The organism is Pseudomonas sp. RW407, assembly GCF_003176655.1.
Classification (GTDB): domain Bacteria; phylum Pseudomonadota; class Gammaproteobacteria; order Pseudomonadales; family Pseudomonadaceae; genus Pseudomonas; species Pseudomonas delhiensis.
In genome coordinates, this window is the sequence record NZ_QGSL01000107.1 from 1,802,701 (window position 1) to 1,820,928 (window position 18,228).

Sequence of the window (18,228 nt, forward strand, 5' to 3'; positions counted from 1 at the left end):
CGGAGAAGCACAAGACATGAAGACAAATACTCTCAACCAAGTGGCCCAGCGCCTGGCGCCCTGGGCCCTGCCGGTGGCCCTGGTGCTGGTCTGGCAGGTGGCGGTGGAGGGGGGCTTCCTCTCCAGCCGCATCCTGCCGGCGCCCAGCGCGGTGGTGGAAGCCGGCTACCAACTGGTGAAGAGCGGCGAGCTCTGGCAGCACCTGGCGATCAGCACCTGGCGCGCCGCCATCGGCTTCGTCATCGGTGGCTCCATCGGCCTGGCCCTGGGCCTGGTCACCGGCCTGTCGAAGTGGGGCGAACGCTTCCTCGACAGCTCGGTGCAGATGATCCGCAACGTGCCGCACCTGGCGCTGATCCCGCTGGTGATCCTGTGGTTCGGCATCGACGAGTCGGCGAAGATCTTCCTGGTCGCCCTCGGCACCCTGTTCCCCATCTACCTGAACACCTACCACGGCATCCGCAACATCGACCCGGGGCTGCTGGAGATGGCGCGCAGCTACGGCCTGTCCGGCTTCGCCCTGTTCCGCCAGGTGATCCTGCCCGGCGCGCTGCCGTCGATCCTGGTCGGCGTGCGCTTCGCCCTGGGCTTCATGTGGCTGACGCTGATCGTCGCCGAGACCATCTCCGCCAGCTCCGGCATCGGCTACCTGGCGATGAACGCCCGGGAGTTCCTGCAGACCGACGTGGTGGTCCTGGCGATCCTGCTGTACGCCGTGCTGGGCAAGCTCGCCGACCTCGCCGCCCGTGGCCTGGAACGCGTCTGGCTGCGCTGGCACCCGGCCTACCAGGCCAAGGGAGGTGCGGCATGAATGCGCTCAGCACACCGCAGAACCTCAAGCAGGGCATCCCGCTGGCGCTGGACGGCGTGGTCAAGCGCTTCGGCGAGCGCGAGGTGCTCAAGGGCATCGACCTGCGCATCCCCGCCGGCCAGTTCGTCGCCATCGTCGGCCGCAGCGGCTGCGGCAAGAGCACCCTGTTGCGCCTGCTGGCCGGCCTCGACGCCCCCAGCGACGGCCAGCTGCTGGCCGGCTCCGCGCCCCTGGAGGAGGCCCGCGACGGCACCCGCCTGATGTTCCAGGACGCCCGCCTGCTGCCGTGGAAGCGGGTGATCGACAACGTCGGCCTGGGCCTCAAGGGCGACTGGCGCAAGCAGGCCCTGGAAGCCCTGGAAGCGGTGGGCCTGGCCGACCGCGCCCGGGAATGGCCGGCCAGCCTGTCCGGCGGCCAGAAGCAGCGCGTGGCCCTGGCCCGCGCGCTGATCCACCGGCCGCGCCTGCTGCTGCTGGACGAGCCGCTGGGCGCGCTGGACGCGCTCACCCGCATCGAGATGCAGCGGCTGATCGAGAACCTCTGGCAGCGCCATGGCTTCACCGTGCTGCTGGTCACCCATGACGTCAGCGAGGCGGTGGCCGTAGCCGACCGGGTGATCCTCATCGAGGAGGGCGAGATCGGCCTGGACCTCACGGTCGACCTGCCGCGCCCGCGCTCCCGCGGCTCGGCGCGCCTGGCCGCGCTGGAGGCCGAGGTGCTCGACCGCGTGCTGGCGTTGCCGCCGCTGCCGCCCGAACCGGAACCCGTGTCCCCATTGCCCACGCAATTGCGCTGGGCGCTCTGATCCACCGTTCATCCGTGCACTACCGACATTCCCCATAGGAGAAACGCCATGACCATCAAAGCCATCAACGTCCGCAACCAGTTCAAGGGCACCGTGAAGGAAATCATCGAAGGCCCGGTGCTCTCGGAAATCGACGTGCAGACCGCCGCCGGCATCGTCACCTCGGTGATCACCACCCGCTCGGTGAAGGAGCTGGAACTGGCCGTGGGCAGCGAAGTGATCGCCTTCGTGAAGTCCACCGAGGTGTCCATCGCCAAGCTGTGAGGCGGTAGGGGCGGCGTTTCCGCTGCCTTGGGTGCGAAAAAAAGAAGGCGGACGCCCCCTGGGGACGTCCGCCTTTTTTCGTCCGGGGCCTTACATCAGCGCCTGGCGCAGCGCCGCCATGTGCGCGAGGTAGTCGATCAGCTGGTCCAGCTCGGTGTCGCTGAGGGTTTCCGGGGCGAAGCCGGGCATCTTCGCCTGGGGCCAGCGGCGCAGGCTCTGCGGGTCGCGGATGTAGGCGTGGAGGAAGTCCTTGGCGAAGTACTCGGTGGGGCTGTGGGGCTGGTTCAGGTCCGGGCCGAACTGGGCGTCGCCGGCGCCGTTCAGGCGGTGGCAGGCCAGGCAGTGCTTCTGGAACAGGGCGAAGCCGGCCTGCACGTCGGCGCTGGCGTCCTTGGCCGGGAGCAGGGCCGGGAAGCGGATTTCCACCGAGTCCAGCACGCGCAGGGTGCTGACCTGGAAGGGCCACTGCTCCGGGCCGATGGCCGAGGCCTGCGGGTCGCTCCAGACCAGGTAGAAGGGCCCGGCCGAGGGCTTGCCCTGGCCCAGCGGCGGCCAGGGTTTCTTCTCTTCCTCGATGGCCAGCCAGGCCCGCGCGCCTTCCTTCTGCAGCAGCGGCGCGGCCGGCAGTTCGGCGGCGAAGCCGTCCAGCGCCACGGCTTGCACGTGGGCGCGGCCGTCCACGCCCTCCAGCAGCGCCGCCAGCGGCACCGCGCGGTAGTGCATGGTGCGCTTGTAGGCCACGTCGTCCTTGATCTCGATGCTGCGCGCCTGGGCGTTGGACAGCAGTTGCGCGCTGCTCAGCGTGCGCGTGCCGGTGGGCAGCTCCAGGGTCAGTTCGGCGGCGAATACGGTGGGGCAGAGCAGGATCAGCAGCGGCAGGATGAAGCGCATGGGCGGGCTCCAGCGATGGGCTGCGCAAACATAGCAGAGGATGCCGACGAACGGCACTGCCACCTGTGCTGCGAGGGCCGCGGCCCCTCGGGCGACGCCGGCTTCGCAGCAGCAGGCGGACGGTTGGCTAGCCGACCAGGCGACTGAGGTTGGGGATGATGAGCACCACTGCGGTAACGAAGACGATCAGGCTGGCCTGCCGCCATTTCTTCGGTTGTTGATCCATCATGATGTTCTTCCGCCTTTCTTGTTGTTGGCCCGCCCCCGCGCGCTCGTTACGGCCCGGCGCGGGTGGCTGCGACCTTGGCTTTGCATACCGGCCGCCCCGGCAAGACCCGGCAGCGACGTCCCATAGGTACTGCGAAATTTCAGTCTAAGCCCCGGCTGGCGCGGGCTTAGACGATCTGGCAGCAAATCCTATGGTTCCAGGCATATTCCATCTATATGACAAGGCGGTGACGGCTCTGGCCTGCGGCCCGACCGCCCATCCGACCGCCCGTCGGAGCGCTGCCCAGAGCGGTGCGCCAGGCGACCGCCGGTCGCCTGGGCTGAGCGCGGGAGTCAATCCGCCTGAGCGATCCGGTCATTGCCGGCCGTCGCCACGCGGTTAAGGTAGGCCGACACGCTGCCTGCGTGACCTCTACGCCAAGAGAGCACTCCAAGAGAGAACGCCATGACCGAAGCATTGATTTACGACGCGGTGCGCACGCCCCGCGGCAAGGGCAAGAAGGACGGCGCGCTGCACAGCGTCAAGCCGGTCAACCTGATGGCCGGCCTGCTGCGCGCGGTGCAGCGGCGCAACCAGCTGGACACCGCCCAGGTCGACGACATCGTCCTGGGCTGTGTGACGCCGGTGGGCGACCAGGGCGCCGACATCGCCAAGACCGTCGCGCTGGTGGCCGACTGGGACGAGCAGGTGGCGGGCGTGCAGATCAACCGCTTCTGCGCCTCGGGCCTGGAGGCCGTGAACCTGGGCGCGATGAAGGTGCGCTCGGGCTTCGAGGACCTGGTGCTGGTGGGCGGCGTGGAGTCCATGTCGCGCGTGCCCATGGGCTCGGACGGCGGCGCCTGGGCGCTGGACCCGGAAACCAACCTGCACGCCAGCTTCGTGCCCCAGGGCATCGGCGCCGACCTGATCGCCACCCTGGAAGGCTTCAGCCGCGCCGACGTCGACGCTTTCGCCCTGCGCTCCCAGCAGAAGGCCGCCAAGGCCCGCGCCGAGGGGCTGTTCGCGAAATCCCTGGTGCCGGTCACCGACCAGAACGGCATCGTCCTGCTCGACCACGACGAATTCATCCGCGCCGACTCCACCCTGGAAGGCCTCGGCGCGCTCAAGCCGAGCTTCGAGATGATGGGCCAGATGGGCTTCGACGCCACCGCCCTGCGCAAGTACAGCTACGTCGAGCGCATCGAGCACGTGCACACCCCGGGCAACAGCTCGGGTATCGTCGACGGCGCCGCCGCCATGCTCATCGGCTCCGAGGCCAAGGGCCGCGAGCTGGGCCTGAAGGCCCGCGCGCGGATCGTCGCCACCGCGGTCACCAGCACCGACCCGACCATCATGCTCACCGGCCCCGCGCCGGCCACCCGCAAGGCCCTGGCCAAGGCCGGCCTGCGCGTCGACGACATCGACCTGTTCGAGGTCAACGAGGCCTTCGCCTCGGTGGTGATGAAGTTCATGAAGGACATGGGCGTGCCGGAGGGCAAGGTCAACGTCAACGGCGGCGCCATCGCCATGGGCCACCCCCTGGGCGCCACCGGCTGCATGATCCTCGGCACCCTGCTCGACGAACTGGAGCGGCGCAACCTGCGCTACGGCCTGGCCACCCTCTGCGTGGGCGGCGGCATGGGTATCGCGACGATTATCGAAAGGGTTTGAGGCCGGAGAACAAGAAATGACCGACGCCATCCGCTACGCTTTTCAGTACGAGAAGGGCCAGGACAACATCGTCGTCCTGACCATGGACATGCCCGGCCAGAGCGCCAACACCATGAACGCGGTCTACCGCGAGGCCATGGCCGCCACCGTCGCCCGCCTGGAGGCCGAGAAGGACGCCATCGCCGGCGTGATCCTCACTTCGGCGAAGAAGACCTTCTTTGCCGGCGGCGACCTCAACGAACTGATCAAGGTCACCAAGGCCGACGCCCAGGCCTTCTACGAAGGCATCCTGGTGCTCAAGGGCCAGCTGCGCCGCCTGGAAACCCTCGGCAAGCCGGTGGTGGCCGCCATCAACGGCGCGGCCCTGGGCGGCGGCTGGGAAATCTGCCTGGCCTGCCACCACCGCATCGCCCTGGACGAAAGCCACGTGCAGCTGGGCCTGCCGGAAGTCACCCTGGGCCTGCTGCCCGGCGGCGGCGGGGTGGTGCGCATGGTGCGCCTGCTGGGCCTGGAGAAAGCCCTGCCGTACCTCGCCGAAGGCAGGAAGGTGCGCCCGGAGCAGGCGCTCAAGGCCGGGCTGATCCACCAACTGGCCGGCAGCCGCGAGGAGATGCTGGCCAAGGCCCGCGAGTGGATCGCCGCCAACCCCAACGCCAAGCAACCCTGGGACAGCGCCGGCTACAAGATCCCCGGCGGCACCCCGTCCAGCCCCAACGTGGCGCAGATGCTGGCCATCGCCCCCTCGGTGCTGCGCGACAAGACCAAGGGCTGCTTCCCTGCGCCGGAGAAGATCATGTGCGCCGCGGTCGAGGGCGCCCAGGTCGACTTCGACACCGCGCAGCTGATCGAGGCGCGCTACTTCACCGAGCTGACCACCGGCCAGGTGGCGAAGAACATGATCGGCACCTTCTGGTTCCAGCTCAACGAGATCAACGCCGGCAAATCGCGCCCCCAGGGCTACCCGCAGTACCGGACGAAGAAGGTCGGGGTGCTCGGCGCCGGCATGATGGGCGCGGGCATCGCCTACGTCTCGGCCGCGGCCGGCATCGAGGTGGTGCTCAAGGACGTCTCCATCGAGGCGGCGGAGAAGGGCAAGGCCTACTCGGCCGCGCTGCTGGACAAGAAGGTCGGCAAGGGCCAGATGACCGCCGAGAAGCGCGACGCCTTCCTCGCCCGCATCAAGCCCAGCGCCAGTGACGCCGACTTCGAGGGCTGCGACCTGGTCATCGAGGCGGTGTTCGAGGACCGCGCGCTCAAGGGCAAGGTCACCGCCGCCGCCGAGGCAGCCGCGCTGCCCGACGCGGTGATCGCCTCCAACACCTCGACCCTGCCGATCACCGGCCTGGCCCAGGCCGTGGCGCAGCCGCAGAAGTTCATCGGCCTGCACTTCTTCAGCCCGGTGGACAAGATGCCGCTGGTGGAGATCATCCGCGGCGAGAAGACCGACGACGCCACCCTGGCCCGCGCCTTCGACTATGTGCTGCAGATCAGGAAGACGCCGATCGTGGTCCACGACAGCCGCGGCTTCTTCACCTCGCGGGTGTTCGGCACCTTCACCAACGAGGGCCTGGCCATGCTCGGCGAAGGCGTGCCGGCGGCGATGATCGAGAACCAGGCGCGCCAGGCCGGCATGCCGGTGGGCCCGCTGGCGATCAGCGACGAAGTCTCGCTGAGCCTGATGAGCCACATCCGCGAGCAGACCCGCAAGGACCTGGAAGCCGAGGGCAAGGCCCTGCCGCGGCACCCGGCCTTCGCCGTGGTCGACCTGATGCTCAACGAGTACAAGCGCCCGGGCAAGGCGGCCGGCGGCGGCTTCTACGAGTACCCGGCCAACGGCAGGAAGCACCTGTGGCCGGAACTGAGGCAGCGCTTCGAAAAGGCCGACGGGATGATCCCGGCCGAGGACGTGCGCGACCGCATCCTCTTCGTCCAGGCCATCGAGACGGTGCGTTGCGTGGAGGAGGGCGTGCTGCGCTCCACCGCCGACGCCAACATCGGCTCGATCTTCGGCATCGGCTTCGCCGCCTGGAGCGGTGGCGCGCTGCAGTTCATCAACCAGTACGGCCTGCAGGACTTCATCGCCCGCGCCCAGTACCTGGCCGAGCAGTACGGCGAGCGCTTCGAGCCGCCGGCGCTGTTGCTGGACAAGGCGGCACGCGGCGAGGCCTTCTGAGGGCTTTTCGTAGGAGCGAGCTTGCTCGCGAACGGCATTTCCCGGCAGCTATGGTGCATTGGATTGACTCTGCCCCTCTCCCCAGCCCTCTCCCTGAAGGGAGAGGGGGCTAGACCGTGCCGAGAGAAGGAATGGTTTTATCCGGAAGCCACCGAGGCTGCCGGCTGACTCCGGAACCTCCAGTTCTGCCCAACGGTCCCCTCTCCCTTCAGGGAGAGGGTTAGGGAGAGGGAACAGAGGTGGGCTTGGCAGCGGAGCCACCGGGTAGCACGTTCGCGAGCAAGCTCGCTCCTACGAAAAACGCCAATGCAGCAAAACCGACCCCCACGGCCGGTTTTTTTCTTGCCGGCAAGCACCGTAGGATGGCGTAGAGCGCAGCGAAACCCATCACCTCTGGAACCCCCATGCCCAACGAACCCCACGCCGCGGCGCACAGCGCCGGGCAGGTCCACGCCATGGCCCTGGGCAACCTGCAGGGCAAGTACGCCTGGGTGCTGGAGACGGCGCAGGCTCAGGCGATGGCGCGGGGCGGCCGAGCAGCCGGTCGCCATCGTTCCCGCCGGCATTGATGCGCGGCGTTTTTTCGGGTATTTCCCCTGAAATTCCGACGCATGGAATGGCTTTGCCATCTTGTGTCGTGAAAAAACAGTGTGTAGTTTTCACGGGGCGTGCAGTTTGTTAAGAAAACGCGCGTTCGTGCCCGCTTAACATCAGGAACCCACCACTACATGTCGCTGCAAATCTGCATTCTGGAAACCGATATCCTGCGTCCCGAGCTGATCGACCAGTACACCGGCTACGGCTGGATGTTCCAGCAGCTGTTCGCCAAGCAACCGGTGCCCGCCGAGTTCAAGGTGTACAACGTGGTGGAGGGCCATTACCCGCCCGACAGCGAGCACTACGACGCCTACCTGGTGACCGGCAGCAAGTATGACTCCTTCGGCGACGAACCCTGGATCCGCAAGCTCAAGGATTACCTGCTGACCCGCTACGAGCGCGGCGACAAGCTGCTGGGCGTGTGCTTCGGCCACCAGCTGCTGGCCCTGCTGCTCGGTGGCAAGACCGAGCGCGCCGACCAGGGCTGGGGCGTGGGCATCCACGACTACCGCATCGAGGAACAGCCGCAGTGGATGCAGCCGGCGCTGGACGACCTGACCCTGCTGGTCAGCCACCAGGACCAGGTCACCCGGCTGCCCGAGGGCGCCCGGCGCATCGCCAGCAGCGACTTCTGCCCGAACGCCGCCTATGCCATCGGCGACCAGGTGCTGTGCTTCCAGGGCCACCCGGAGTTCGTCGCCGACTACTCCCAGGCGATCCTCGACCTGCGCCGGGAGATCTTCAGCGAACCGGTGTACCAGAAGGGCGTCGACAGCCTCGACCGCGAGCATCAGGGCGCCACGGTGGCGGAGTGGATGATGCGCTTCGTCCAGCTGGGCCGTAAGAAGGACGAGCAGAACGCCGCCTGAGTCCGCCGCGCCCCACCAACGCCGCTCCCCGGAGCGGCGTTTTCATTCACGTCGGAACTCGACCGTAGGAGCGGACTCCGTCCGCGATCCAGCTACCCGGCGGTGCCAGGCCCATCGCGGATAAATCCGCTCCTACAGGTATGCAAGCGCTTCGGCGCGGCCGGCAGGTCAGAGCCAATCCGCCTGCTTGAAGCTGACGTACAGCCCGATGCAGCCGATCACCAGCAGGCCCATCACCAGGAAGTAGCCGTAGTGCCAGTGCAGCTCCGGGATGTACTCGAAGTTCATCCCGTAGATGCCGGCCACCGCGGTGGGCAAGCCGAGGATCGCCGCCCAGGCGGCGAACTTGCGCTGCACCACGCTCTGCCGCGAGGACTCCAGCAGCAGGCCGACCTCGATGGTCTGGCTGGCGATGTCGCGCAGCGAGTTGAGGTCTTCCAGCAGGCGGTTGACGTGGATGGCCACGTCGCGGAAGTACGGGCGCATCTGCTTGTCGATGAAGGGGAAGTCCAGGCGCTGCAGCTCCTGGCAGATTTCCACCATGGGCGCCGCGTAGTGGCGCAGCTTGAGCACCTCGCGGCGCAGGCCGTAGATGCGCTCGATCTCCTCCTGGCTCAGCGAGGTGCGCAGGGCGCGCTGCTCCAGTACCTCGATCTCGCCGCGGATTTCCTCCACCACCGGTTCGTAGTTGCCGACCACGAAGTCGAGCAGGGCGTAGAGCACGAAGTCGGTGCCGTGGGCCAGCAGCAGCGGGCGCGCCTCGCAGCGCTGGCGCACCTGCGAGTATGACTGCGAGAAGCCGTGGCGGGCGCTGATGATGTAGCCGATGCCGGCGAACAGGTGGGTTTCCACGAACATCAGCCGGCTGTCCGCGCGCACCGGCGAGTAGATCACCATGAACAGCGCGTCGCCGAAGGTCTCCAGCTTCGGCCGGCTGTGCTTCTCCAGGGCGTCGGAGATGGCCAACTCGTGCAGGTTGAACTGCTTCTGCAGGTTCATCAGCTCTTCCGGCGTGGGTTCCTGCAGGCCGGTCCAGACGAAGTGGTCGGGCTGGCAGGCCCAGCGATAGCCCGCCTCCAGCGGGATATCGGCGACCTTCTTGCCCTTGCAGTAGACGGCGGATGCGACGACTCGACCCATGGCGCGTTCTCCCGGCAGGCGGAGGCGGGCGGTGCCGGCGGGCACCGGCGGCGATCTGCAAAGTATGGGCAAGCTGGCGCAGGCCGCCAGCGCGGGGCTCAGGAGTGCGGGCGCAGGCTCTGCTGCAGGACCGCCAGGGCGTTGGGCAGCACCTGGTTGAAGCGCTGGAACAGCGCGTTCTTGTCCACGCCTTCCGGCTGGACGTTGCGGCTGCCCTGGAAGCCGCCACTCAGGGCCAGCGCCACGAGCACCAGGATGCTGTACAGGCCGATGCTGGCGAGGGCGCCGTTGCGCAGGGTACGGGCGGTGGAGCGGTGCATGGCGATGGCTGCCGGAAGTGGGATTGCGGCCAGTTTCCCAGCAGTCTCGTCGATGGAATAACGATGTTCGTTGCTTTCAACTATCGGTGGAATTGATGTTTCGCCCCGTGCCGCGAGGGGGATGCGGCCTTGATGCGGGTCAAGGTCCGCGGTGCGGCCAGGCGTAACGTGAAGATAGACGGGAGCGCAAGACAAGGCTTCCGAGGTACTCCACCGAGCAAGGAAAGATTCATGATCCGAGAAGTTGAAGGCGACATTCTGCTGAGCAAGGCCCAGGTCATCGCCCATGGCATCGCGCCCCAGGACCCGTTCGACAGCGGCCTGGCCCTGGCCCTGCGCGAGCGCTGGCCGTCGCTGGTCCGCGACTACCGTCATGCGGCCCACGCCTCGGCGCCCGCGCCGGGTTCCATCTGGGCCTGGTCGGGGGTGGACGCCGATGGTTCGACCCGCGGCATCGTCAACCTGCTGACCCAGGACATGCAGGGCAGCGGGCGCAGCGCCAAGCCGGCCAAGGCCAGCCTGGAGAACGTCGGGCACTGCCTGCGGGAGCTGGCGAAGTTCGTCGAGGGGGAGGGGGTCCGCAGCCTGGCGTTGCCCTGCCTGGCCACTGGCGTCGGCGGGCTGGACTGGAAGGATGTGCGACCGTTGCTGGACAGGTATCTCGGCCATCTGGACATCCCGGTGCTGGTCTATGCGGTCTATCGCAAGGGCGTGGCTGCCGACGAGAAACTCGGCTGAGGCGCGGCCGGCGGCCTGGCGCGTCCCGGAAGCGGGGCGTGCGGGGCCGTCGGAGTGCCGGCGGGCGCCGCTCAGCCCTGGTGGGCCGGGGCGTCGTGCTGCTGGTGGGCGGTCTGCTCGGCCTTGTGCTGCAGGGCGGCCTGGTTCAGGTTGACCATGCGGTTCTGCATCAGCGGCGATTCTTCGGCGAAGCCGGCCTGGGCGCCGAGCAGGGTGGCGCTGGCGAGGAGGGCAGTGGCGATCAGTTGCAGTTTCATGATGAACACCTCGTTGGTTGCTTTTCCTGTGGGTTCATCAATAGGTTAACGCGCAATAATTTTTGAAAAAGACCGAACGGGCTTAATCAGTTTTGCCTTTTTCGTAACTATTCGAGGAGCCCCGTAGGAGCGGACCCTGCCCGCGATATCGCGCGCAGGGCGCGCTCCTACAGGGGAACGGCGCGGGTGGGGTAGCGTAGGAGCGGATCTCATCCGCGAACCGCGCCGGGATGTCCGGCCATCGCGGACGGAGTCCTACGGTGGATACCGTGCGTCACGGCGGATTGTAGGAGCGGGCCCTGCCCGCGATTTCGCGCGCAGGGCGCGCTCCTACAGGTGAAGCCGGCGGTGGGGATGGTGTAGGAGCGGGCCTCAGCCCAGGTGCTTCTTGTCCTGCTCGATGGCCTGGTCCAGGGTTTCCAGCAGTTGCCGGCGCACCTTCAGCTTGGTGTTGCGGTGCGCGGTCATGTTCAGCTTCTTCAGCTGCTGGGCGGCGGCGCGGGCGGTGTCCAGCAGTTCCTCGGGGCTCACCACCTTGTCGAGGAAGCCGGCGGCCATGGCTTCCTGCGGGGCGAACATCTCGGCGTTGATCACCGAGCGGTTGAAGGCCGACTTGCGCAAGCGGTCGCGGGCCAGCTCGATGCCCACGTGGTGCATGGTCATGCCGATGGCCACTTCGTTCAGGCCGATCTGGAAGGGGCCGTCGACGCCGATGCGGTAGTCCGCCGAGAGCAGCAGGAAGGCGCCCTTGGCCACGGCGTGGCCGGGGCAGGCGACGATGATCGGGAAGGGGTGGGCCAGCATGCGCCGGGCCAGGGTCGAGCCGGCGGCCACCAGGGCCACGGCGTTCTCCGGGCCGGAGGTCATCACCTTGAGGTCGTAGCCGCCGGAGAGGATGCCCGGCTGGCCGGTGAGGATGACCACCGCGCGGTCCTGCTCGGCACGGTCCAGCGCCTGGTTGAAGGCCTCGATCACGGCGGGGGAGATGGCATTCACCTTGCCGTTGGCGAGGGTCAGGGTGGCGACGCCGTCGTCGAGTTGATAGCTGATCAGTTCACTCATGGCAGGACATCCGGGAAAAAGGGCGTGGCGCAGAACATACTGGCGGCCACGGCGACCGTAAAGCGCTGTGTCCGACCGGCCGGTCACCGCGGTTTTGCGACGGATTTCACTCTCCGGCGGGCGAGCCGGCGAATTTGGCGGGCGGCGCATGGAGGCGCGCGGGCCGTGCTGTTAAGCTGCCAGCACCGCCGTCCGTATCAATCCGCATACAAGGAAGTCCTTCCGAATGTCGAAACTGCTCAAGTGGGGCCTGCTCGGCATCGTGGCCGTGGCGCTGATCATCAAGGTGTCGCTGTGGCTGTCCGTGCGCAGCATCGTCGACGACGCCGTGGCGCGCCTGTCGCCGATGGTGGAGATCACCTACGGCGGGATTTCCTCTTCCTTCGACGGTCGCGTCGGCCTGAAGAACGTGGAGATCCGCGTGCCGGCCGCCCGCGACAGCCTGAAGGTGGCCCATGCCCAGCTCAGGTTCAACGGCCTGCGCGAGCTGCTCAGCTTCAAGGAGCGCCTGGCCGAGGGCAAGCTGCCCAAGCAGATGGCCATGGAACTCACCGGCGTCGAGCTGCAGGTGCACGGCCCGTTCATGCAGGCGCTGTACGAGCAGCCGGCGGAGAGCAGCGTGTTCACCGCCATGAGCGAAGTGGCCTGCGGCAACATCCGCAATATCGGCTCCGACGAGCTGCTGCAGATGGGCTATCGCACCCTGGAGTCGGACATCGAGTTCTCGTACCTGTTCGAACCCGGCGCGCAGAAGCTGACCTTCAACCTGCGCTCGGACGCCCGCGGCATGCTCGATACCCGCGTCGGCATGTCCCTGAGCAACGTCTCCGAACGCCCCGGCGACATGCGCGTGAACCCGCCGCGGGTGTCCCAGGTGACCGTCGAGCTGGACGACAACCAGTACCAGCGCAAGGTCCAGGAGTTCTGCGCCGCGCGCCTGGGCATCAAGCGCGAGGAGTACCTCAAGCAGGCCCTGGCGCAGTTCGACAAGGCCATGCGCAGCCAGCGCGTGGCGCTGGACCCGCCGCTGCTCGACGCCTACGCCCGCTACCTGGCCGACCCGCAGTCGCTGCGCCTGGAGCTCAACCCCACCGAGGGCATGACCTGGGGCGGGCTGCAGTTCTTCGAGGCCAAGGACGTGGTCGGCATGCTGCGCCCGGTGCTGCTGGTGAACCAGCAGGCGGTGAGCCCGGTCGGCTTCGCCTGGGTCGACCCGCTGAAGCAGAAGATCACCGTCGATTCGGCCGCCCACAAGATTTCAGCCGAAGAAACGGTTGAGTCGGAGAAGAGAACGCAGCAATATGGCTTCGTCAGTATCGACAGCCTTGCCCAGTACACCGGCAAGCGCCTGCAGTTCATCACCTTCGATGGTGCCTATTACCAGGGTGTACTGCACAAGGTGGAGAACGGACGAGTCTATATCACGGTCCTCATGGGGACGGGCTCGGCCGAGATGAACCTCCGCCTGAACAAGATCAATCAGGTGCGGGTCGAGTTGTGAGACCCGCAAGAGGAGAGTGCAAGTGAGTGAGTCGTTGTCCATCCATCATGATGAGTCCAGCCACCAGTTCGTCACGACGGTGGACGGTCATCGTGCCTACCTGGCCTACATGGATCTGGGCAAGCAGACGCTGGACATCTACCGCACCTTCGTGCCGGACAGCCTGCGCGGCCGGGGCATCGCCGCGGCGCTCACCGAGCACGCGCTGCAGTACGCCGAGCGCAAGGGCTACAGCGTGATTCCCTCCTGCTCCTACGTCGAGCGCTACCTGGAGCGCCACCCGCGCCACGCCGATCGCATGGCCTGAGCCGCCAGCACCAATGAAAACGCCGGGCATTGCCCGGCGTTTTTCGTTGCATCCGACTCAGCCGCGCTGGCGCTTGGGCAGCACGTCCTTGAGTTTGGCATGCATGCTGCGCACGGCCTTCTCGGTGGTCTCCCAGTCGATGCAGGCGTCGGTGATGGAGACGCCGTACTGCAGCTGGCAGAGGTCCTTCGGGATCGGCTGGCTGCCCCAGCCCAGGTGGCTTTCCACCATCAGGCCGACGATGGAGTTGTTGCCCTCGGCGATCTGGTTGGCGACGTTGTCCATCACCAGCGGCTGCAGGGCCGGGTCCTTGTTGGAGTTGGCGTGGCTGCAGTCGACCATCACGTTCAGCGGCACCTTGGCCTTGGTCAGCTCCTGCTCGCACAGGGCCACGCTCACCGAGTCGTAGTTCGGCTTGCCGTTGCCGCCGCGCAGCACCACGTGGCCGTAGCGGTTGCCCTTGGTGGTGACGATGGACACGCCGCCTTCCTGGTTGATGCCCAGGAAACGGTGCGGGCTGGAGACCGACTGCAGGGCGTTGATCGCCACGGTCAGGCTGCCGTCGGTGCCGTTCTTGAAGCCGACCGCGGAGGACAGGCCGGAGGCCATCTCGCGGTGGGTCTGGGATTCGGTGGTGCGCGCGCCGATGGCCGACCAGCTGATCAGGTCCTGCAGGTACTGCGGGGAGATCGGGTCGAGCGCCTCGGTGGCGGTGGGCAGGCCCATCTCGGCCAGGTCGCGCAGCAGCTGGCGGCCGATGTGCAGGCCGTCCTGGATCTTGAAGGAGTCGTCCAGGTAGGGGTCGTTGATCAGGCCTTTCCAGCCCACGGTGGTGCGCGGCTTCTCGAAGTACACGCGCATCACCAGGAACAGGCTGTCGGCGACCTCGGCGGCCAGTACCTTGAGGCGCTCGGCGTATTCGTGGGCGGCCTTGACGTCGTGGATGGAGCAGGGGCCGATCACCACGAACAGGCGGTGGTCCTTGCCGTCGAGGATGTCGCGGACGACCTGGCGGCCATGGGCGACGGTCTGCCGGGCGGCTTCGGTCAGGGGGATTTCGCGCTTGAGCTGCTCCGGCGTGATCAGGGTCTCGTTGGAGGCAACGTTAAGGTCGTCGATCTGTAAATCAGCCATCGTGGTACTCAGTCAGGTCACGGGTGCCGGCCGCCAGGAACCCCCATGCGATGGGGCGCAGGCATGAATCTCGCTAAGGGGAAGTCGAACCTTAACGCGTCGGACGCCGGCTCGACAATGGGCAGGCACCGGGAAAATGCCCGGACGACGGGGTTTTGCGCCGTTTCAGATGGCGCAGAACAGGGGGAAGTCGGCGGCATTGCAGGCGATCCACTCCAGCGCCGTGTCCTCCATCGGCTGCGCCTGGCCGCTTTCGCGCTCGCGCTGGCGCCGGTAGTGCTCGATCTGGCAGACCTGCTCGACCATGCGCGCGCGGAACAGGGTGTCCTCGTCGAGGAAGGCCACGCCCACCAGGTAGTCGTCGACGAGCTTGCGGCTCCAGGCCACCACCCCGGGGTAGCGCGCGGCGTCGCCCAGCAGCGGGATGCGCAGCTCGACCGCGGTGCCGCGGCGGAAACCGCGCGGGGCGTTGCAGGCGACCCCGCCGAGGCTGATATTGTACAGGCGCTGGCGCGGCAGGAAGAGCTGCCTGCGGACCACCAGCTCCACCGGTAGATCACATGGGTGACGCAGGAACTGTCGCATGACGGAAGGCTCCGACTGCAATCTTTTTGGTGTTGGCATCGAGCCAAGTATAGTGCCGTCGTTCGAACTCACCGACCTGGACGCCGATCACCGGTTGCTCGAATTGCCCGGCGACTCGCTGCTGGTGTTCAGCGCCGAGGGCTGCGCCTCCTGCCGCTGGGCCCGCGCGCAGCTGCCGGGCATGGGGCTGCCGGTGCAGCGCCTGTGCTGGGTCGATGCCGGGCGCAACGGCGGCTTGGTCGAGCGCTATGAAGTCTTCCACCTGCCGGCGCTGTTCCTGGTGCGCAACGGGGCCTTCCATGGCCGCCTCGACGCGCCCCTGCGCGCCGGCCCCCTGGCCCAGGCCCTGCGTGCCGCGGCCCGGCGCATTCCCGAGGAGTTGCCCTGAATGACTGTTTCCCCCGTTCGCATCGGCGTGATCGGCACCGGCGCCATCGGCGGTTTCTACGGCCTGATGCTGGCCCGCGCCGGCTTCGACGTGCACTTCCTGCTGCGCAGCGAATACGCCGCGGTGGCCGGGCACTGCCTGCGCCTGAACAGCCAGGTGCATGGCGCGCTGAGCCTGGCGCCGGTGCAGGCCTACCACGACGTCGCCGAGCTGCCGCCGTGCGACTGGCTGCTGGTGGGCGCCAAGACCACCAGCAACGCCGAACTGGCGCCGCTGATCGCCCGCGCCGCGGCGCCGGGGGCCAAGGTCCTGCTGCTGCAGAACGGCCTGGCGGTGGAGGAGGGCCTGCGCCCGCTGCTGCCGGACTCGCTGCACCTGCTGGGCGGGCTCTGCTATATCTGCGTGCACCGCGCCGCCCCCGGGGTGATCGAGCACCAGGCCCTGGGCGCGGTGCACCTGGGCTACCACAGCGGGCCGGCCGCCGATGCCGCCGCCGGCCAGGCCCTGGCCGAGGAGGGCGCGGCGCTGTTCCGCGCGGCCGGGCTGGATTCCCTGGCGATGCCGGCGCTGGAGCACGCGCGCTGGCAGAAACTGGTGTGGAACATCCCCTACAACGGCCTGTCGGTGCTGCTCGACAGCGGCACCCGGGCGCTGATGGCCAATGCCGACAGCCGCGCGCTGATCGCCGCCATCATGGACGAGGTGATGGCCGGCGCCGCTGCCTGCGGCCACGAGCTGCCGGCCGGCTACCCGGCGGCGATGCTGAGCGCGACCGAGCGCATGCCCGACTACCTGCCGAGCATGTACCACGACTTCGCCCAGCACCGGCCGCTGGAGCTGCAGGCCATCTACGACGCGCCCCTGGCCGCGGCGGCCGCCGCCGGGGCGGCGATGCCGCGCATCGAGGCGCTGCAACGGGCGCTACGCTTCATCGACGCGCGCAACCAGGCGCGCTGATCCATCACGGGGGAACGGGCAATGGGCAAGGGGCTGGGCGACAAGCTGGTGGTGGCGATCTCCTCGCGGGCGCTGTTCGACCTCGACGAGAGCCACCGCATCTACGAATCCGAAGGCGTGGAGGCCTACCGGCAGTACCAGATCGTCCACGAGGACGAGGTGCTGCAGCCTGGCGACGCCTTCGCCCTGGTGCAGAAGCTGCTGGGCCTCAACGAGATGCTCGGCCGGCAACTGGTGGAGGTGGTGCTGGTGTCGCGCAACAGCGCCGACACCGGGCTGCGGGTGTTCAACTCCATCCAGCAGCACGGCCTGGGCATCTCCCGCGCGGCCTTCGTCGGCGGGCGCAGCCCTTACCCGTACCTGGCGGCGTTCGGCTGCCACCTGTTCCTCTCCACCCACGTCGAAGACGTACGCAGCGCCCTGGAGAACGGCTTCGCCGCGGCCACCATCCTCTCCGCCGGGGCCCGTCGCGAGACCGGCGGCGAACTGCGCTTCGCCTTCGACGGCGACGCCGTGCTGTTCTCCGACGAGGCCGAGCGGGTGTTCCAGCAGGGCGGCCTGGAGGCCTTCCAGACCCGCGAGCAGGAGTCCGCCCGCGAGCCACTGGGCGGCGGCCCCTTCAAGCCCTTCCTGGCGGCGCTGAACCGCGTGCAGCAGGCCTTCCCCCAGGAGTCCTGCCCGATCCGCACGGCCCTGGTCACCGCGCGCTCGGCGCCGGCCCACGAGCGGGTGATCCGCACCCTGCGCGAATGGGACATCCGCCTCGACGAGTCGCTGTTCCTCGGCGGCCTGGACAAGTCGGCGTTCCTCGAGGCCTTCAGCGCCGACGTGTTCTTCGACGACCAGCCCGGGCACTGCGAGCGGGCCAGGGACGTGGTCGCCACCGGCCACGTGCCCCACGGCGTGAGCAACGAGCCGCAGACGGCCAGCTAGCGCGGCCTCGGCCGCTTGCTGCTACTCTGCTCAGAGGCCCGCCGCCGAGGCAGTAGGAGGCCGCATGATCCGATCGATTCTCTACGCTACCGACCTTGGTCTCTACGCCCCGTACGTCCTCCAGCACGCCATGTCCCTCGCCCGCGCCTACGACGCCGAGATTCACGTGGTGCACGCCGTGGAGCCGATGGGGCTGTTCGCCGATTCCGTGCTGCAGACCTACCTGGATGCCGACACCCTCGCCGAGCTGCGCAGCAGCGGCTTGAGCACCGTCATGGGCAATATCGAGCGGCGGGTGATGGAGGGCTTTCGCGACGAGCTCGGCGAGCTGCACGGGGAGGCGGGCATGATCCGTTCGGTGCGCGTGCTGCAGGGCGACCCGCCGCAGGTGATCCTGGACGAGGCGCAGCGCCTGCAGGTGGACCTGATAGTCGCCGGCAGCCACAGCCATGGCGAGGGTATGAACACGCCCCTGGGGCGTACTGCCGCACGGGTGGTGCAGTTGGCGGAGGTGCCGGTGTACCTGGTGCCCATGCTGCAGCACCGCAGCTGAGGCGGTTGCGCGACGAACGGACGGGGCGCTCTGCCTCGCGTTTTTCCCGGCGCCCGGGGGTGG

The 18,228-nt window shown here is 67.9% G+C and carries 21 protein-coding genes; 14 read left to right on the plus strand and 7 right to left on the minus strand.

Going from position 1 to position 18,228, the window contains the following annotated elements; translation table 11 throughout:
* Positions 1-16: 16 nt before the first annotated feature.
* From ssuC to DK254_RS32225, 3 genes are read left to right on the plus strand one after another with little or no spacing between them, the layout of a single operon-like run.
* The gene (ssuC, locus tag DK254_RS32215; protein WP_043272099.1) at positions 17-811 is read left to right on the plus strand and encodes an aliphatic sulfonate ABC transporter permease SsuC; all 795 of its coding nucleotides are present in this window, start codon (positions 17-19) and stop codon (positions 809-811) included.
* Positions 808-1,617, plus strand: a complete 810-nt coding sequence (gene ssuB / locus DK254_RS32220) for an aliphatic sulfonates ABC transporter ATP-binding protein (RefSeq protein ID WP_109937088.1) — start codon at positions 808-810, stop codon at positions 1,615-1,617. The genes ssuC and ssuB overlap by 4 nt, the downstream gene beginning before the upstream one ends.
* Before the next feature lie 48 nt (positions 1,618-1,665).
* Positions 1,666-1,881, plus strand: coding sequence for a molybdopterin-binding protein (locus DK254_RS32225; protein WP_089394640.1), 216 nt, complete (start codon positions 1,666-1,668; stop codon positions 1,879-1,881).
* A 90-nt stretch (positions 1,882-1,971) separates the two neighbouring features.
* Here the strand turns inward: DK254_RS32225 and DK254_RS32230 are convergent, their stop codons facing one another.
* Complete coding sequence (locus DK254_RS32230) at positions 1,972-2,772, minus strand: cytochrome c (RefSeq protein ID WP_109937089.1); 801 nt, start codon at positions 2,770-2,772, stop codon at positions 1,972-1,974.
* A gap of 673 nt (positions 2,773-3,445) precedes the next feature.
* Here DK254_RS32230 and DK254_RS32235 point away from each other — a divergent pair.
* The 4 genes from DK254_RS32235 to DK254_RS32245 all read left to right on the plus strand — a co-directional run bounded on the left by DK254_RS32235 (position 3,446) and on the right by DK254_RS32245 (position 8,290).
* On the plus strand, positions 3,446-4,651 hold the full coding sequence (locus tag DK254_RS32235) for an acetyl-CoA C-acetyltransferase (RefSeq protein ID WP_109937090.1): 1,206 nt from the start codon (positions 3,446-3,448) through the stop codon (positions 4,649-4,651).
* Between the two features lie 16 nt (positions 4,652-4,667).
* Positions 4,668-6,824 (plus strand): 3-hydroxyacyl-CoA dehydrogenase NAD-binding domain-containing protein, encoded by a 2,157-nt coding sequence (locus tag DK254_RS32240; RefSeq protein ID WP_109937091.1) that lies wholly within the window; start codon positions 4,668-4,670, stop codon positions 6,822-6,824.
* Positions 6,825-7,228: 404 nt separating this feature from the next.
* Complete coding sequence (locus tag DK254_RS34240; protein WP_158546458.1) at positions 7,229-7,393, plus strand: hypothetical protein; 165 nt, start codon at positions 7,229-7,231, stop codon at positions 7,391-7,393.
* Between the two features lie 159 nt (positions 7,394-7,552).
* On the plus strand, positions 7,553-8,290 hold the full coding sequence (locus DK254_RS32245; protein WP_089394644.1) for an amidotransferase: 738 nt from the start codon (positions 7,553-7,555) through the stop codon (positions 8,288-8,290).
* Between the two features lie 168 nt (positions 8,291-8,458).
* Here DK254_RS32245 and DK254_RS32250 read toward each other — a convergent pair whose 3' ends face one another.
* Both DK254_RS32250 and DK254_RS32255 read right to left on the minus strand, forming a co-directional pair.
* Positions 8,459-9,430 carry a magnesium and cobalt transport protein CorA gene (locus DK254_RS32250; RefSeq protein WP_109937092.1) on the minus strand — a complete coding sequence of 324 codons (972 nt, stop codon included), beginning with the start codon at positions 9,428-9,430 and terminating at the stop codon, positions 8,459-8,461.
* 98 nt (positions 9,431-9,528) lie between these two features.
* Entirely contained in the window at positions 9,529-9,750 is a 222-nt protein-coding gene (locus DK254_RS32255; RefSeq protein WP_109937093.1) for a hypothetical protein, read from the minus strand.
* A gap of 231 nt (positions 9,751-9,981) precedes the next feature.
* On the opposite strand from DK254_RS32255, the gene DK254_RS32260 reads away from it, so the two are divergent.
* The gene (locus tag DK254_RS32260; RefSeq protein ID WP_109937094.1) at positions 9,982-10,488 is read left to right on the plus strand and encodes a macro domain-containing protein; all 507 of its coding nucleotides are present in this window, start codon (positions 9,982-9,984) and stop codon (positions 10,486-10,488) included.
* Between the two features lie 71 nt (positions 10,489-10,559).
* Here the strand turns inward: DK254_RS32260 and DK254_RS32265 are convergent, their stop codons facing one another.
* Complete coding sequence (locus tag DK254_RS32265) at positions 10,560-10,745, minus strand: hypothetical protein (protein WP_109937378.1); 186 nt, start codon at positions 10,743-10,745, stop codon at positions 10,560-10,562.
* 372 nt (positions 10,746-11,117) lie between these two features.
* On the minus strand, positions 11,118-11,807 hold the full coding sequence (locus tag DK254_RS32270) for a crotonase/enoyl-CoA hydratase family protein (protein ID WP_089394648.1): 690 nt from the start codon (positions 11,805-11,807) through the stop codon (positions 11,118-11,120).
* 226 nt (positions 11,808-12,033) lie between these two features.
* Here DK254_RS32270 and DK254_RS32275 point away from each other — a divergent pair, with 226 nt between their 5' ends.
* Together DK254_RS32275 and DK254_RS32280 are read left to right on the plus strand one after the other, a co-directional pair.
* On the plus strand, positions 12,034-13,308 hold the full coding sequence (locus DK254_RS32275) for a hypothetical protein (protein ID WP_109937095.1): 1,275 nt from the start codon (positions 12,034-12,036) through the stop codon (positions 13,306-13,308).
* Positions 13,309-13,330: 22 nt separating this feature from the next.
* Complete coding sequence (locus DK254_RS32280) at positions 13,331-13,615, plus strand: GNAT family N-acetyltransferase (RefSeq protein WP_009623398.1); 285 nt, start codon at positions 13,331-13,333, stop codon at positions 13,613-13,615.
* Between the two features lie 57 nt (positions 13,616-13,672).
* On the opposite strand, the gene DK254_RS32285 is transcribed toward DK254_RS32280, so the two are convergent.
* Both DK254_RS32285 and DK254_RS32290 read right to left on the minus strand, forming a co-directional pair.
* On the minus strand, positions 13,673-14,749 hold the full coding sequence (locus DK254_RS32285) for a 3-deoxy-7-phosphoheptulonate synthase (protein WP_109937096.1): 1,077 nt from the start codon (positions 14,747-14,749) through the stop codon (positions 13,673-13,675).
* Between the two features lie 165 nt (positions 14,750-14,914).
* On the minus strand, positions 14,915-15,334 hold the full coding sequence (locus DK254_RS32290) for a PilZ domain-containing protein (protein ID WP_109937097.1): 420 nt from the start codon (positions 15,332-15,334) through the stop codon (positions 14,915-14,917).
* Between DK254_RS32290 and DK254_RS32295 the strand changes: the two genes are divergently transcribed.
* The 4 genes from DK254_RS32295 (at position 15,333) to DK254_RS32310 (ending at position 18,165) form a co-directional block, all read left to right on the plus strand.
* Positions 15,333-15,722 carry a thioredoxin gene (locus DK254_RS32295; RefSeq protein WP_109937098.1) on the plus strand — a complete coding sequence of 130 codons (390 nt, stop codon included), beginning with the start codon at positions 15,333-15,335 and terminating at the stop codon, positions 15,720-15,722. The two genes, DK254_RS32290 and DK254_RS32295, sit on opposite strands and share 2 nt — an antisense overlap.
* Positions 15,723-16,679 (plus strand): putative 2-dehydropantoate 2-reductase, encoded by a 957-nt coding sequence (locus tag DK254_RS32300; RefSeq protein ID WP_109937099.1) that lies wholly within the window; start codon positions 15,723-15,725, stop codon positions 16,677-16,679.
* Positions 16,680-16,700: 21 nt separating this feature from the next.
* On the plus strand, positions 16,701-17,612 hold the full coding sequence (locus DK254_RS32305; RefSeq protein ID WP_089394654.1) for a 5'-nucleotidase: 912 nt from the start codon (positions 16,701-16,703) through the stop codon (positions 17,610-17,612).
* A 64-nt stretch (positions 17,613-17,676) separates the two neighbouring features.
* Complete coding sequence (locus DK254_RS32310; RefSeq protein ID WP_109937100.1) at positions 17,677-18,165, plus strand: universal stress protein; 489 nt, start codon at positions 17,677-17,679, stop codon at positions 18,163-18,165.
* The last annotated feature ends 63 nt before the right edge of the window (positions 18,166-18,228 follow it).